We start from the raw sequence: 16,003 nt of genomic DNA, 5'->3' as shown, positions 1-16,003 counted from the left end.
ACTGGCAGCATGAGGGGCATTGCAACCGGAGAATTCCCATGAAGATCGTCATCGCCCCCGATTCGTTCAAGGACAGCCTCAGTGCCCAAGGCGTCGCTGAAGCCATTGCCCTCGGCCTCGCTCAGGTCTGGCCGCGCGCGACCTTGGTCAAATGCCCAATGGCTGACGGCGGCGAAGGCACGGTCGAATCGATCCTCGCCGCCTGCGAAGGTGAACTGCGCCGCACCCGTGTGCGCGGCCCTTTGGGCACTCCCGTCGACGCCGCGTGGGGCTGGTTGCCGCACAACCACACGGCAATTATCGAAATGGCTGAAGCCAGTGGCCTGCAATTGGTACCGCTGGGGCAACGCGATGCTTGCATCAGCAGCACCTTCGGCACCGGCGAATTGATTCGCGCCGCGCTGGATGCCGGCGCGCAACGGGTGATTCTGGCGATTGGCGGCAGTGCGACCAACGATGGTGGCGCCGGGGCGATGCAGGCGTTGGGCGTGAAATTGCTCGATGCGCAACATCAGTCGCTGGTGCCCGGCGGCTTAGCCCTAGCGCAACTGGCACGCTTGGACCTGAGCGAACTCGACCCGCGTCTGGCGCAGGTGCGCTTCGATATCGCCGCTGACGTGAACAACCCGCTGTGCGGCCCGCACGGTGCCTCGGCGATTTTCGGCCCGCAGAAAGGCGCCTCGCCGGCGCAGGTGCAGCAACTCGATCAGGCGTTGGGCCACTTCGCCGAGCTGTGCGCGCAGGCTCTGGGCAAAGACGTTCGTGACGAGCCGGGCAGTGGCGCGGCGGGCGGTTTGGGTTTTGCCGCCAAAGCGTTTCTCGGGGCGCAATTTCAGGCCGGGGTGGAAGTGGTTGCCGAACTGGTCGGCCTCGCCGAAGCGGTCAAAGGTGCCGATCTGGTGATCACCGGGGAAGGGCGCTTCGATGCGCAGACCTTGCGCGGCAAGACGCCGTTCGGTGTCGCACGGATTGCCAAGCAACACGCCGTGCCAGTGATTGTCATCGCCGGGACATTGGGCGAGGGTTATCAAGCGCTTTACGATCACGGCATCGATGCGGCATTCGCTGTGACCAGCGGCCCGATGTCCCTGGAACAGGCCTGCGCCGAAGCGCCGCGCCTGCTGCGTGAACGCGCGACGGACATCGCCCGCGTCTGGCAGCTCGCTATCAAACGCTGAGCCTGATCAGTTGCCGAAGGCTGTGATCTTTTGATGCTGCTTTTAAACGTCAAAAGATCGCAGCCTCGTTCCACTCGACAGCTCCTACACAAAACAAAAACTGTGTTTCATTGCTGTAACACTCTGAAAAATAGTTGCTCTTGACCCGCAATCTTCCTAAAGCCTGGCCGATACAGCTAACAGGCGCGCACATAACTTCCTAAAACAGTGACGCCGGACTGGACCCGCCCCCCCTCGGGCCAGTGATGACGCATGGACGCTCGTAGTTTCTATCTTCCGAGAGCTCAACTATGTCCCTGCGTAACCTGAATATCGCGCCCCGTGCCTTCCTCGGTTTTGCCTTTATCGCCTTGCTGGTGATCGTGCTCGGCGTGTTCGCTGTCAACCGCATGTCGATCATCCGGCAGGCCTCCGTCGAGATGGATTCGACGCAACTTCCCAGCGTGACGCAACTTGCCGTAGTGACAGAAAACGTCCTGCGTCTGCGAATTCTGTCGTTCCGCGTGCTGGTCAATCGCGAAGCGGCCGGGTTGCAGGAAGCGCAGACCCGCATCGGCGTTCTGGTCGACAAGGTTCGCGCCGCTCAGGCCCGTTACGCCGCATTGCCGGCCGGCCCGGAAGAACGGGCGTTGTACCAGACCTTTGCGACCACGCTGGACAACTACCTGCAAGCGCAGAATCAGATGATGGAGCTGTCGCGCCAGGACAAACTCGACGAGATGCGCGCCCTGATCAACACGCGGATCAAGGACGGCACCGACCAGATGGGCGAACAGCTCAACAAGCTGATCGCGATCAACGCCGCTGACGCTAAAGCTGCGTCGATCCAGGCCGGTGAACACTACGACAGCGCCATCACCGGGATCATTATTGTTGCCGTGGTGGCGGCGCTGGCCACCGTGCTACTGGCCTGGCTGCTGACCCGCAGCATCGTCACGCCGCTGAACCGTGCCGTGCAGGCCGCGCAAACCATTGCTGACGGCAACCTCACCAAAGTCATCGAAGTCGATGGCAAAGACGAACCGGCCCGCCTGCTCGAAGCGCTCGCAGCGATGCAGAGCAACTTGCGCAAAACCATCGAGCAGATCGCCGGCTCTGCCACGCAACTGGGCGCTGCTGCCGAAGAACTCAGCGCGGTAACCGAAGAAGCTTCCCGTGGCCTGCAGCAGCAGAACAACGAAATCGAGCAAGCCGCCACCGCCGTCAACGAGATGACCGCCGCCGTCGAAGAAGTCGCGCGCAACGCTGTGTCGACCTCGGAAGCCTCGAACCAGTCGACCCACGCCGCTCGCGAAGGTCGCGATCAAGTGGTGAAAACCGTCGACGCGATCCAGACCATGACCCACGACGTGCAGAACACCGCGCACATGATCGAAGGCCTAGCCGCACAGGGCCGCGACATCGGCAAAGTGCTCGACGTGATCCGCGCCATCGCCGAACAGACCAACCTGCTGGCACTCAACGCGGCCATCGAAGCGGCGCGCGCCGGTGAGGCCGGGCGCGGTTTTGCCGTGGTCGCAGACGAGGTGCGGGCATTGGCCCATCGCACCGCGCAGTCGACCCAGGAAATCGAAAAAATGGTCGCCGGCATCCAGAACGGTACCGGCGAAGCGGTTTCGTCGATGCAGCAAAGCAACCAGCGCACCCAGACCACCCTGGAAATGGCCCGCGCCGCCGGTGTGGCGCTGGAGCAGATCACCCAGTCGATCCATCAGATCAACGAGCGCAACCTGGTCATCGCCAGTGCTTCGGAAGAGCAGGCGCAAGTCTCGCGCGAGGTCGACCGCAACCTGGTCAACATCCGCGACCTGGCCACGCAATCCGCCGCTGGGGCCAATCAGACCAGCGCCGCGACCCACGAACTGTCGCGTCTGGCGGTGGATTTGAACGCCATGGTGGCGCGTTTCGTGATTTGAGATACGGTGAAGGCTGGAGACCGCGCAATCAGGAGACGTACATGCGCTATTCAGCCTTGACCCAACGAATCGCCGGCGAAGGAGCAGCCGCCTGGCAGATTCACGACCGAGCGCTGGAGTTGCGCGCCGAGGGTGTCGATATCCTGCTGCTGAGCGTGGGCGATCCGGATTTCGATACACCGCTGCCAATTGTCCACGGCGCGATCGACAGTTTGTTGGCCGGCGATACCCATTATTCCGAAGTGCGAGGTCGTTTGGCGCTGCGCAAGCTGATTGCCGAACGCCATCGTCGGCGCAGCGGGCAAGCGGTGGATGCCGACCACGTGATCGTCATGCCTGGCGCGCAATGCGCGGTGTATTCGGTGGCGCAATGTCTGCTGGATCCGGGCGATGAAGTGATCGTCGCCGAACCGATGTATGTCACCTACGAAGGCGTGTTTGGCGCGTGCGGCGCGACGGTGGTGCCGGTTCCGGTGCGCCCGGAAAACGGTTTTCGTGTCGACCCGGTCGATGTCGCTGCGCGCATCACGCCGAAAACCCGCGCCATGCTGCTCAACAGTCCGAACAACCCCAGCGGCGCCAGCCTGTCACTGTTGATTTGGCAGGAACTGGCGGCGCTGTGCATCCGCCATGATTTGTGGCTGATCAGCGACGAGGTCTACAGCGATTTGCTTTATGAAGGTCAGCACGTCAGCCCGGCCAGTTTGCCGGGTATGGCCGAACGCACGGCGACGATCAACAGCCTGTCGAAATCCCACGCCATGACCGGCTGGCGCATCGGCTGGATGATCGGGCCGAAATCGCTGGCCGAGCATTTGGTCAATTTGTCGTTGAGCATGTTGTTCGGGTTGCCGGATTTTGTGCAGAAAGCGGCAGAGATTGCGTTGCAGTCAGACCTGCCGGAAGTGACGCAAATGCGTGAGGAATATCGCCTGCGCCGGGATCTGGTCTGCGAGCGTTTGCACGGATGTCCGGGGTTGTACCCGATTCGCCCGGATGGCGGCATGTTTGTAATGGTTGATGTGCGCCAGACCGGTCTCGGCGCCCAGGCGTTTGCTGAGCAGCTGCTGGAGGGTTATGGCGTGTCGGTGCTGGCCGGCGAGGCGTTCGGGCCGAGTGCGGCGGGGCACATCCGTATTGGTCTGGTGCTGGATCGGGTGAAACTGGCGGTTGCCTGTGCGCGGATTGCGCTGTGTGCGGCGCAGCTGTTACAGGCGCGCAGTGCCTGATGGTTTTGTGTTGCCCGCACTGGCCCCATCGCTGGCAAGCCCGCTCCCACAGTGATTTGAGGTGGACATGATATTTGTGTCCGCTCGAGAAACCTGTGGGAGCTGGCTTGCCAGCGATGAGGCCAGATCAGGCAATGAGGATCTCAGCCCTGCCAGGCTGATGGGTTTACCAGATTCGCCGGCTTCTCTCCCTTCAGCGCCGCCAACAGATTCTCCACCGCACACCGCGCCATCGCCTCGCGCGTTTCATGCGTTGCCGAGCCCATGTGCGGCGTCGCCACCACATTATTCAGCTGCAACAGCGGCGAATCATGATTCAACGGCTCACGCTCAAACACATCCAGCCCCGCCGCACGAATCCGCTGATGACGCAGCGCATCGATCATCGCGGCCTCATCAACCACTTTGCCCCGCGAAATATTGATGAAGATGCTTTCCGGACGCATCAGCGCGAACTGCTCGGCGCCGATCAAGCCTTCGGTCTGCGCCGTCAGCGGCAAGGTCAGGCAAATGAAATCGGCCTGCTTGAGCAGATCTTCGAGGCTGCGATATTGCGCATCGAATCGCGCCTCGACCGCCGGTTTGCGCGACTGGCTGTGATAGATCACCGGCATGCCGAAACCGAAATGTCCACGCTGCGCCAACGCCTCGCCGATACGGCCCATGCCGATAATTCCCAACGTCTTGCCATGCACATCAGTGCCGAAATGCGCCGGACCGATATTGCGGTTCCACTGGCCGCTGCGCACCATGTTCGCCAGTTCCACCACACGCCGCGCGGCGGCGAGGATCAGGGCGAAGCCGGTGTCGGCGGTGGTTTCGGTAAGTACGTCCGGGGTGTTGCTCAGCAGGATCTTGCGCCGGGTCAGGTAATCGATGTCGTAGTTATCGACGCCCACCGAAACGCTGGCAATCGCCTCCAGTTGCGGCGCGAGATCAAGCAACGCCGCATCGAGTTTCAGGCTGGCGCCGAGCAAACCGTGGGCGCGGGGCAGGGCATCGCGCAGTTGCATCAGACCGTCGGCGTCGAGGCTGTTGATCAGCGTCACTTCGCACTGTTCTTGCAAGCGCGCCATCAGCGCGGGCGAAAGTTTCTTGTACAACACGACCTGTTTTTTCATGGCAAAAGTCTCTTCAGGAATGCGCCGGCACGGCACGCGTGGCGACGGCTTTGGCGACGACGCGATCACTGGCGCCGGGCTTGAGAAAAATTGTCAGGACCACCGACAGCAGCAACGCGCCGCTCATCAGCAGGTACGAAGCGCCGGGCGAGCCGGTGGAGCTGTTCAGGTAACCGACCAGGTACGAGCCGCCGAACGAGCCGAGTGCGCCCATGCTGTTGATCAACGCCATCGCGCCGCCGGCGACGTTGGCCGGAAGAATCTCCGGGACGATGGCAAAGAACGGCCCGTAAGGTGCGTACATGCACGCGCCGGCAATCACCAGCAGCGTGTACGACCACCAGAAGTGTTCGGCACCCAGTGCGTAGGAGCCGTAAAACGCGATGGACGCGATCAGCAGCGGCGGCCAGACGAAGCGTTTGCGCTTCTGCAACTTGTCCGAGCCCCACGACACCACAAGCATGCCGATCACCGCCGCCAGATACGGCAGCGCCGACAGCCAGCCGGCCTCGATCATGTCCATTTGCGCGCCAGCCTTGAGGATCGACGGCAGCCACAGCACAAAGCCGTAAACGCCGATGCTCCAGCAGAAAAACTGCAGCGCGAGAATGATCACCTTCGGCGAACGGAAGGCCTCGGCGTAATTCTTCACCGCTTTGATCCCGACCTGTTCGGCCGCCAGTGCGCTTTCCAGATCCTGCTTTTCCTGGTCGTTTAGCCACTTGGCCTCGGACGGACGATCATCGGCCAGACGCCACCAGATAAACGCCCAGAGCACCGCCGGCAAACCTTCGATGATGAACATCCAGCGCCAGCTGAAATGCTGCACCAGATAACCCGAAACCACTGACATCCACAGCATGGTCACCGGGTTGCCGAGGATCAGAAACGTGTTGGCCCGCGAGCGTTCGGCACGGGTGAACCAGTGGCACAGATACACCAGCATGGCTGGCATGACAGCGGCTTCGACCACGCCGAGCATGAAGCGGATGACGATCAGCCAATAGGCGTTGGAGACCACTCCGGTCAACGTCGCGAGGCCGCCCCAGAGGATCAGGCTGACGAAAATCAGTTTCTTCACGCTGTGTTTTTGCGCGTAGATCGCACCGGGTACCTGGAAGAAAAAATAACCGAGGAAGAACAGCGCACCGAGCAGCGACGACAGGCCTGGGGTGATCATCAGGTCTTCGGCCATGCCCGACGCGGCGGCGAAACCGTAGTTGGCGCGATCGAGATACGCCAGGCTGTAGGTGATGAACACGATCGGCATGATGTACCACCAGCGGCGGGTGGCGAGGGTTGCGGTTTTCATGGTGTTGCTCCTGAGCTTGTTGTTTTTGTCGCAGCAGGTTCAATGAATCGGTTGCCTGTCAGGGCCTCATCGCTGGCAAGCCAGCTCCCACAGGGATCTCGGGTATGTCAAAGATTGCATTGCCAACATCAACCCTTGTGGGAGCTGGCTTGCCAGCGATGGCGGCCTCAAATTCGCTGAAGAGTTCAGCCCGGGTCGGAAGGCCTTCCATATCCCCCCGACTCTGCACCGCGCGACTGCCAATCCAGTTCGCACGCTGCACCGCCTCGGCAAAACCCTGATGCTCCAGCAGGGCACTGATCATCCCCACCGCAAAGCCGTCACCGGCACCGACCGTGTCGACGACATTGGCCACCGGCACACCGGCGACAAATCCAGACGCCAGATGCGTTCGGTAATAAGCACCCTCCGGCCCAAGCTTGATCGCCACGGCTTCGGCACCCTGATCGAGATAAAACGCCGCAATGTCTGCCGGATCATCAAAACCAGTCAGCAAACGACCTTCGCTCAACCCCGGCAGCACCCAATGGGCGAGGGCGGCGAGGCGGTTGATCTCGGTGATCATTTCGCGCTCGCTGGCCCACAGGCTCGGGCGCAGATTGGGGTCGAAGGATACGCTGCGCCCGGCATTGCGCATGCGTGTCATCAGTTCAAAGGACATCTCCCGCGTCGAGGCCGAGAGCGCCGGAGGAATGCCAGTCGCATGCAGATGGCGAGCGCTCAGCAGATGGGTCGTAATCGACTGCGGCGACAAATGACTGGCCGCCGAACCGCGCCGGAAATACTCGACCTGCGGGTCGCTACCATCGTCGTTGCGCGATTTGAACTGGAAACCGGTCGGGTGCTGTTTATCGACGTCGACGTGGCTGCAATCCAGACCTTCCTTGATCAAGGTCTCGACTACAAAACGCCCGAGCGAATCATTGCCGACCCGACTCAGCCACGCGACGTTGAAACCCAGGCGAGACAGCCCGATTGCCACGTTGCTGTCGGCCCCGGCGATGCGCTTGTGAAAGTGCTCGACGGCCGCCAGATCACCGGTCTGCTCGGCGACCAGCATCGCCATGGTTTCGCCGAACGAGAGAATATCGATCTCAGACATGAGCAGGCTCCAGACGGGATTGGCCGAGGCGGGCGAGGGCGGCGACGTGCTCGGTGGTCAACTGCACCAGATCATCGCCCTGCAACGGGTATTCGGCCGCGCGCATAACGCCTTGGGCCATGTGCCGCAGCAGTTGTTCCCACAGATGCAGGTCACTGACCGCCGGCGGCACCGCCACCAGTTTGCCGTCGGCGCGACGGGCCACGGCTTTGCAATGTACATATCCGACATGCCGGCCGAGTAAACGCGCGGCGCTGGCGGCGGACTGGTCCTGCCACTGCCAGTTGCCGATGTCGAAAGTCATCCTGATCGGCAGGTTGTGCTGCTCGACGGCAGCGAAGAAGCGCTGAAACGGTTCGATGCGTCCGCCGTGCAAGGTCTGGTCGTTTTCCACCAGCAACTGCACCGGGCTGTGCTTCAAACGTTCGGCCAGGGCTTGCAGGTCGTTGGTGTCGGTAAAGTAGCCGAGGGAGACTTTCAGCCATTTCGAACCGAACGCTTCGGCCTGTTGCAGCGCGGTGATCAACTCGGGGTTGGGCTGTGCCTGACCGGCCAGCCACAGTTCGGTGGGCGAGGAATAGATGCTTTGCAGGCCCTGCGCCTGAGTGGCCTCGGCCAGTTGCGCAGGGTCTTCTCGCGTCAGCAATTCTTCACGCCACTCGATGCGATTGGCACCGGCCGCAGCCAGAACATCGATAAAAGAAGCTTGCCCGCGCTGGCGCACAAGCTCGGCGCCGTAGCTGGAAAGACTGATGGAAACGGCGGGTTTATTCATTGTTATTGACCTCTGAAACCGGTTTCATTTTTGTTCAAAAAAATATCAGGTGGTTCTGTGTTGTCCTTTTGGGCCTCATCGCTGGCAAGCCAGCTCCCACAGTGTTCGGGTCGTACACAAGGCTTGGTACACCTCTAAACCTGTGGGAGCTGGCTTGCCAGCGATAGCGTCATATCAGACGCCGCCAACCTCACGGGTCGACCCACGCTCAATCAGCACCGGCGCAAAATCCACCACCCGCGCCACCTCATCATCCCCACGCAAGCGCTTGAGCAGACACTCAAACGCCCGCGCACCAATCTCTGCCGTCGGCTGAGCCAGCGCGGTAATCCCGCTGCCCACCAACGGATACCAATCCAGATCATCCAGGGCAATCAGCCCGACATCCTCGAACAACCGCGAGCCCATCGCTCGCAACGCCGTCGTGGCAGCCAACGCCGCCACGCCATTGGCGCAAAACAGCGCTTTCGGGCCATTACCGGGGGTGTTCAGAAAGGTTTGAAGTTGCGCGCCCAGACCATCGCCGGTTTCCAGCACCGCCCCGGTCAGGGCCGAACGCTGGGCAATCTGCGCTTGAAAACTGCTGACCCGCTCGATCCGCGAACTGGTGCCGTCATACGGTTCTGTCACCAGCACCAGATCCCGATAGCCTCGTTGCTGCAGATGCGTAAGCGCCATCTCCACGGCTTGCGGGTTGTTCAGCCCGACCATGTCGCTGTCGAGCCCGGCGACCTTGCGATCCACCAGCACCAGCGGCATCTCGCGGCGCAACTCATGCAACTCGTCACGATGATGGCCCAGCGTGTTCACGATCAGCCCTTCGATGTTGTACGAGCGCAGCAGCGCCAGATGTTGACGTTCCTGCTCGTCATCGCGGTCGGTGTTGCACACCACCAAGCTGTAGCCGTGCGCACGGCAGGCGGTTTCCACCCCGTGCATCACGGCAATCGAATAAGGGTTACGGATATCGGCCACCAGCATGCCGATCAGGCGTGTGCGACCGCGTTTCAGGCCGCGAGCCATCTGGTTTGGGCGGTAGCCGAGTTCGCCAATTGCCTGCTCGATACGCAGGGCAATGGCATCGGAGAGCAGGGCGCGGTCATCGCCGATGAAGCGCGAGACGCTGGCTTTGGATACGCCAGCGCGTTCGGCGACATCAAGCATGGTCACGCGGCTGCGCTGGGCGGCGGAGAAGTCGTTCACGGTCTGAAACCTTGTTATTGGATTTATAGGTTCAATGTCTGCAAGCAGCGCTGAAACCGGTTTCAGGAAACACCAAAAACAAATCTTCCGTCAAGTAAATGATCACCTGCCATCAACGGGCTGCCGACGGGCGGGGCTCCGTCAGCCGAACAAACCGGCAGCGATGTTGATCGAAAATCCCAGAATTGCGGTGTTGAACACGAATCCGATCAACGATTGCGCCAAGACGATTTTGCGGATATCGCGGGTGGCCACGCCGACATCTGCAGTCTGTACGGCCACGCCGATGGTGAAGGAGAAGTACAAGAAGTCCCAATAGTTGGGGGTGGTCAGTCCTTCGGCGAAGCGCAGCGCCGGCTCTTTGCCATTCCAGGTGTAATACAACCTGGCGTAGTGCACGCAGAAAATCACCCCGATCAGCAGCCACGAACCAATCACCGTCAGCGCGGTGAAACCGTAGTGCAGCAGTTTGCGCGTGGTTTCCAGGTCCTTGCTGCCAGCCAGTTCGAAGGTGATGGTCGCCAGACTCGCCAGCGCGGCGATGCACACCACGAACAGCACCAGACCGGCATTTTCGTCTTCGACTTCAGCGATGCGTTTGACGTCCGGAGCCTTGGCGCGCACGGTCAGCCAGAACATCAGGATCAGGTAAGTCCAGACGCCAGCGTTCCAGCCGATGAGGATTTTGCTGACGATGGAATCGGCGGGGACCAGGAGACCGGTGGCAAGGCCGAGCAGGGCGGCGGCAGACAGGCGAGGGTGGGTGCGGGCGAGGAAGCGCATGGGGACTCACGTTGGTGAACTATCTCTGCACCATAGCGTACGCAACCCTGCTTTTGTAGGAGCTGCCGCAGGCTGCGATCTTTTGATCTTCTAAAAGCAAAGTCAAAAGATCGCAGCCTGCGGCAGCTCCTACAGTTGGATCAGTGGGGTTTGGTGAATCGTTGTACGAGTTTCATGACGACGACGAAGAACACCGGGACGAAGATGACTGCCAGCGTCGCGGTGATCATCCCGCCGATCACGCCAGTGCCGATTGCTTGCTGACTCGCCGAACTGGCGCCGGTGGCAATGGCCAGTGGCACCACACCGAGAATGAATGCCAGCGAGGTCATTACAATCGGCCGCAGACGCAGGCGTGCTGCCTGCAACGTCGCATCGATCAGATCGTGACCTTCGTCGTACAGGCTCTTGGCGAACTCAATGATCAGGATCGCGTTCTTCGCCGACAGACCGATGATGGTGATCAGGCCAACCTTGAAGAACACATCGTTGGGCATGCCGCGCAACGTCACCGCCAACACCGCGCCGAGTACGCCCAGGGGCACCACCAGCAACACCGAAGTCGGAATCGACCAGCTCTCGTACAGCGCCGCCAGACACAAGAACACCACCAGCAGCGACAGACCGAGCAGGATCGGCGCCTGATTGCCGGACAAGCGTTCCTGCAACGACAGACCGGTCCATTCCTGGCCCAGGCCTTTCGGCCCCTGCGCCACCAGACGTTCGATTTCCGCCATGGCCTCACCGGTACTGTGCCCTGCTGACGGTTCACCGGAAATCGCGATCGCCGGATAGCCGTTGTAACGGGTCAACTGCGCCGGGCCCTGAATCCAGTTGGCCTGCACGAACGCTGACAGCGGCACCATATGCCCGGCGTTGTTGCGCACATGCATTTTCAACAGATCGGCCACCTGGCTGCGCTGATCACCTTCGGCTTGCACGACCACGCGCTGCATGCGCCCCTGATTGGGAAAGTCGTTGATGTAGCTGGAGCCCACAGCGGTGGACAGCACGTTACCGATGTCGGCAAACGAGACGCCCAAGGCATTCGCCTGCTTGCGGTCGACCACCAATTGCACCTGCGGCGCTTCGGCCAGCGCGCTTTCGCGCACGTTCATCAGCACCGGACTTTTTTCGGCTGCCGCGAGCAATTCGGTGCGCGCCTGCATCAAGGTCGCATGGCCGAGGCCGCCGCGATCCTGCAAACGGAACTCGAAACCGCTCGACGTGCCGAGGCCATCCACGGGCGGTGGCAGTACCGAGAACGCCATGGCGTCCTTGATCTCACTCAGGGCGATATTGGCGCGATCGGCAATCGAGCTGGCGGAGTCATCACTGCCGCGCTGCGACCAGTCCTTCAGTGTCGAGAACGTCAGTGCCGCGTTCTGGCCGCTACCGGAGAAGCTGAATCCGAGAATCACCACCGTGTCACTGATCCCAGGCTCGCCGGCGTTATGCGCCTCAAGCTGTTCAGCCACGGCCACCGTACGATTCTTGGTCGCACCGGGCGGCAGTTGAATGTCAGTGATGGTGTAGCCCTGATCTTCCACCGGCAGGAACGAGGAGGGCAGACGCGCGAAGCACAGCCCCAGTCCTACCAACAGCACAACGTAAATCAGCAGGTAACGGCCGCTGCGTTTCAACGCATAGCCGACCCAGCCCTGATAACGATCGGTCAGGCGCTCGAAGCGGCGGTTGAACCAGCCGAAGAACCCGGATTTCTCGTGATGCTCGCCTTTGGCAATCGGCTTGAGCAGTGTCGCGCACAGTGCCGGCGTCAGGGTCAGGGCGAGGAACGCCGAGAACAGAATCGACGTCGCCATCGACAGCGAGAACTGCTGGTAAATCACCCCGACCGAACCTTGCATGAACGCCATCGGAATGAACACCGCGACCAGCACCAGGGTGATGCCGATGATTGCGCCGGTGATCTGCGTCATGGCCTTGCGTGTGGCTTCCTTGGGCGACAGACCCTCGGTGGCCATGATCCGCTCGACGTTCTCGACCACGACAATCGCGTCGTCGACCAGAATGCCGATGGCCAGCACCATGCCGAACATGGTCAGCACGTTGATCGAGAAACCCAGCGCGAGCATGGTTGCGAATGTGCCCATCAAAGCCACCGGCACCACCAGTGTCGGGATCAGCGTGTAGCGCACGTTCTGCAGGAACAGGAACATCACCGCGAACACCAGCAGCATCGCTTCGCCCAAGGTGTAAATCACTTTGGTGATCGAGACTTTGACGAATGGCGAAGTATCGTAAGGAATCTTGTATTCCACGCCCGCCGGGAAGTAACGCGACAGCTCATCCATCTTCGCCCGCACCAGGGTCGCGGTGTTCAGCGCGTTGGCGCCCGGCGACAACTGCACGCCGACAGCGGTCGACGGTTTGCCGTTGAGGCGCGTGCCGAACTGATATTCCTGACTGCCGATCTCGACCCGAGCGACATCACCGATGCGCACAGTGGAGCCGTCGCGATTGGCCTTGAGCACAATGTCGGCGAACTCTTGCGGCGTCGACAACTGACCTTTTACCAGAATGGTGGCGGTGATTTCCTGGCTGGATGGATTGGGCAGATCGCCGATGCTGCCGGCGGAGACCTGAGCGTTCTGCGCGACGATGGCTTCATTGACGTCAGCCGGTGTCAGGTTGAACGCGATCAGCTTCTGCGGATCAATCCAGATGCGCATGGCCCGCTCGGCGCCATACAACTGCGCCTTGCCGACGCCCTCCAGACGTTTGATCTCGTTCATCACGTTGCGCGCCAGATAATCACTGAGCGCCACGTCATCGAGCTTGCCGTCGCTGGACGTCAGGGTGATCAGCAAGAGGAAACCGGACGAGACTTTTTCGACCTGCAAACCTTGCTGATTGACCGCTTGCGGCAGGCGCGACTCGACCACCTTGAGGCGGTTCTGCACGTCGACCTGCGCCAGCTCCGGGTTGGTGCCCGGCTGGAACGTGGCTTTGATCGTCGCGCTGCCAAGGCTGCTTTGCGATTCGAAGTACAGCAAGTGATCGGCGCCGTTGAGCTCTTCCTCGATCAGGCTGACCACGCTTTCATCGACGGTCTGCGCCGAGGCGCCGGGATACACGGCGTAGATTTCGATCTGCGGCGGGGCGACGTCGGGGTATTGCGCCACCGGCAACTGCGGGATTGCCAGCGCACCGGCCAACAGGATGAACAATGCGACGACCCAGGCAAACACCGGGCGGTCGATAAAGAACTGCGGCATAGAAAAGCGTCCTGCTTACTGACCAGAGGTCTGGGCAAGTGGAAGAGGGGTGTCGTCGATCTGCACGGTTTCGCCGGGACGGGCGTGTTGCAGGCCTTCGATGACGATGCGGTCGCCGGGCTTGAGGCCGCCGGTGACGATCCAGCGATTGTTCTGCACCGCGCCGAGTTGTACCGGTTGTTCGGCGACACGCATCTGCTCATCGACGGTCAGCACCTGAGCAATGCCGGCGCTGTCGCGCTGCACGGCACGCTGCGGCACGGTGATGCCGTTCTGGATGGTGGCCTGCTCCAGACGCACGCGGATGAAACTGCCCGGTAGCAAGTCGAGATCCGGGTTGGGGAATTCGCTGCGCAGGATGATCTGGCCAGTGCCCGGGTCGACCGTGATGTCGCTGAACAGTAATTTGCCCGGCAGCGGATAAAGGCTGCCGTCATCCTGAATCAGCGTGGCTTTGACCTGATCCTGACCGACTTCCTGCAGTTGCCCGGAGCGGAATGCGCGGCGCAACTCGTTGAGTTCACGGGTCGACTGGGTGAGGTCGGCGTGAATCGGGTTGAGCTGCTGGATCAGCGCCAGCGGTGTGGTTTCGTTCTGCCCGACCAGTGCGCCTTCGGTGACCAGTGCACGACCGACACGCCCGGAAATCGGCGCGGTGACGGTGGCGTAACCGAGGTTCAGTTTGGCGCGTTCGACGGCAGCCTTGTTGGCCGCAACGTCAGCGGCGGTTTGCCGGGCATTGGCGCGGGCGTTGTCGTAGTCCTGGCCGCTAATGGCTTGGTCATCGATCAACTGGGCGTAGCGCTGCTCTTGCAGTTTGGCCTGGAACGCATTGGCTTCGGCCTTGCGCAGCGCGGCTTCGGCGCTGTCGAGGTCAGCCTTGAACGGCGCCGGATCGATGCGGAACAGTACGTCACCCTTTTTCACGTCGCTGCCTTCGCGGAAGGTGCGCTGCAAGACCACGCCGGCCACCCGTGCCCGTACTTCGGCAATCCGTGGCGCGGCGATGCGGCCGCTGAGTTCGCTGCTGATCGTCAGGGGATGCGCTTCGATTGTCTCGATGCGCACCGTGGCCGGTGGCGTCTGATCCTCTGCCTTCGAGGACGAATCACAGGCGCTCAGCGTCAGCGCCATCGCGATCAGGCCGAGCCCGGCCAGCAGTTTGTTCGACATGTACAACCCCCAATATTGATGTCCGCATCCTACGGGCAGACGCCGAGATTAGCGGTGAAGCTTTGTAGGCGCTGTGTGAAATTGTGTAAGGGTTTTACTCAGGGATGGGCGAGGGCGTATATCCTTCAGGTCTTGAAATTTATTGCGACAGATAGATAGCTTTCGCGAGCAGGCTCGCTCCCACAAGGAATCGCATTCCCAGTATGGGAGCGAGCCTGCTCGCGAATGGGCCGTATCGGTCGCCACAGCACTTTCTGGATCACCCCATGCCCAACATCCTCCTGGTCGAAGACGACACCGCCCTCGCCGAACTGATTTCCAGCTACCTGGAGCGCAACGGTTATTCCGTCAGCGTGATCGGCCGTGGCGACCACGTGCGTGAGCGAGCGCGGGTCAATCCGCCCGATCTGGTGATCCTCGACCTGATGCTGCCGGGCCTCGACGGCCTGCAGGTCTGCCGTTTGTTGCGTGCCGATTCGGCGACGTTGCCGATCCTGATGCTGACGGCTCGAGACGACAGCCACGATCAGGTGCTGGGCCTGGAAATGGGCGCCGACGATTACGTCACCAAACCTTGCGAACCGCGCGTGTTGCTTGCACGGGTACGCACCTTGTTGCGCCGCAGCAGCCTCGGCGAACCGTTGACCGCCAATGACCGCATCCTCATGGGCAATCTGTGCATCGACCTGTCCGAGCGCACCGTCACCTGGCGCGACCAACCGGTCGAGTTGTCCAGTGGCGAGTACAACTTGCTCGTGGTGCTGGCCCGACATGCCGGCGAAGTGTTGAGCCGCGACCAGATCCTGCAGCGTCTGCGCGGGATCGAATTCAACGGCACCGACCGCTCGGTGGACGTGGCGATCTCCAAGTTGCGCCGCAAGTTCGACGACCACGCCGGCGAGGCGCGCAAGATCAAGACCGTGTGGGGCAAGGGCTATCTGTTCAGCCGCTCCGAGTGGGAATGCTGAGCTG

The 16,003-nt window shown here is 61.4% G+C and carries 12 protein-coding genes; 4 read left to right on the top strand and 8 right to left on the bottom strand.

The genetic code is table 11. The features are described 5' to 3' along the window. Positions 1-38 precede the first annotated feature (38 nt). From M5G26_RS07155 to M5G26_RS07145, 3 genes are all read left to right on the top strand, one after another. Positions 39-1,178, top strand: a complete 1,140-nt coding sequence (locus M5G26_RS07155) for a glycerate kinase (protein ID WP_273914847.1) — start codon at positions 39-41, stop codon at positions 1,176-1,178. 290 nt (positions 1,179-1,468) lie between these two features. Further along, entirely contained in the window at positions 1,469-3,094 is a 1,626-nt protein-coding gene (locus M5G26_RS07150; protein WP_273914846.1) for a methyl-accepting chemotaxis protein, read from the top strand. 41 nt (positions 3,095-3,135) lie between these two features. Continuing rightward, positions 3,136-4,323, top strand: a complete 1,188-nt coding sequence (locus tag M5G26_RS07145; protein WP_273914845.1) for a pyridoxal phosphate-dependent aminotransferase — start codon at positions 3,136-3,138, stop codon at positions 4,321-4,323. 143 nt (positions 4,324-4,466) lie between these two features. Here M5G26_RS07145 and M5G26_RS07140 read toward each other — a convergent pair whose 3' ends face one another. The 8 genes from M5G26_RS07140 to M5G26_RS07105 all read right to left on the bottom strand — a co-directional run bounded on the left by M5G26_RS07140 (position 4,467) and on the right by M5G26_RS07105 (position 15,031). After that, positions 4,467-5,444: a 2-hydroxyacid dehydrogenase gene (locus M5G26_RS07140; protein ID WP_273914844.1), complete on the bottom strand. Its 978-nt coding sequence runs from the start codon at positions 5,442-5,444 to the stop codon at positions 4,467-4,469. Between the two features lie 13 nt (positions 5,445-5,457). Continuing rightward, positions 5,458-6,756, bottom strand: coding sequence for an MFS transporter (locus M5G26_RS07135; protein WP_095120916.1), 1,299 nt, complete (start codon positions 6,754-6,756; stop codon positions 5,458-5,460). A 58-nt stretch (positions 6,757-6,814) separates the two neighbouring features. Then, positions 6,815-7,858 (bottom strand): sugar kinase, encoded by a 1,044-nt coding sequence (locus tag M5G26_RS07130; RefSeq protein WP_273914843.1) that lies wholly within the window; start codon positions 7,856-7,858, stop codon positions 6,815-6,817. Then, the gene (locus M5G26_RS07125) at positions 7,851-8,633 is read right to left on the bottom strand and encodes a sugar phosphate isomerase/epimerase family protein (protein ID WP_273914842.1); all 783 of its coding nucleotides are present in this window, start codon (positions 8,631-8,633) and stop codon (positions 7,851-7,853) included. Before M5G26_RS07125 ends, M5G26_RS07130 begins: the two co-directional genes overlap by 8 nt. A 174-nt stretch (positions 8,634-8,807) precedes the next feature. Further along, positions 8,808-9,836 (bottom strand): LacI family DNA-binding transcriptional regulator, encoded by a 1,029-nt coding sequence (locus tag M5G26_RS07120; RefSeq protein ID WP_273914841.1) that lies wholly within the window; start codon positions 9,834-9,836, stop codon positions 8,808-8,810. Between the two features lie 141 nt (positions 9,837-9,977). Continuing rightward, positions 9,978-10,619, bottom strand: a complete 642-nt coding sequence (locus tag M5G26_RS07115) for a DUF1345 domain-containing protein (RefSeq protein ID WP_007912177.1) — start codon at positions 10,617-10,619, stop codon at positions 9,978-9,980. Between the two features lie 140 nt (positions 10,620-10,759). Continuing rightward, positions 10,760-13,858, bottom strand: coding sequence for an efflux RND transporter permease subunit (locus M5G26_RS07110; protein ID WP_273914840.1), 3,099 nt, complete (start codon positions 13,856-13,858; stop codon positions 10,760-10,762). A gap of 15 nt (positions 13,859-13,873) precedes the next feature. Beyond that, positions 13,874-15,031 carry an efflux RND transporter periplasmic adaptor subunit gene (locus M5G26_RS07105; protein WP_134177385.1) on the bottom strand — a complete coding sequence of 386 codons (1,158 nt, stop codon included), beginning with the start codon at positions 15,029-15,031 and terminating at the stop codon, positions 13,874-13,876. Between the two features lie 266 nt (positions 15,032-15,297). On the opposite strand from M5G26_RS07105, the gene M5G26_RS07100 reads away from it, so the two are divergent. Continuing rightward, entirely contained in the window at positions 15,298-15,999 is a 702-nt protein-coding gene (locus M5G26_RS07100) for a response regulator transcription factor (protein WP_007912171.1), read from the top strand. Positions 16,000-16,003: the final 4 nt, after the last annotated feature.

Source organism: Pseudomonas sp. TNT2022 ID642, from assembly GCF_028656995.1.
Lineage (GTDB): Bacteria > Pseudomonadota > Gammaproteobacteria > Pseudomonadales > Pseudomonadaceae > Aquipseudomonas.
The sequence above is the reverse complement of the archived record's forward strand: the minus strand, read 5'-3'. Positions and strand labels throughout refer to the sequence as shown.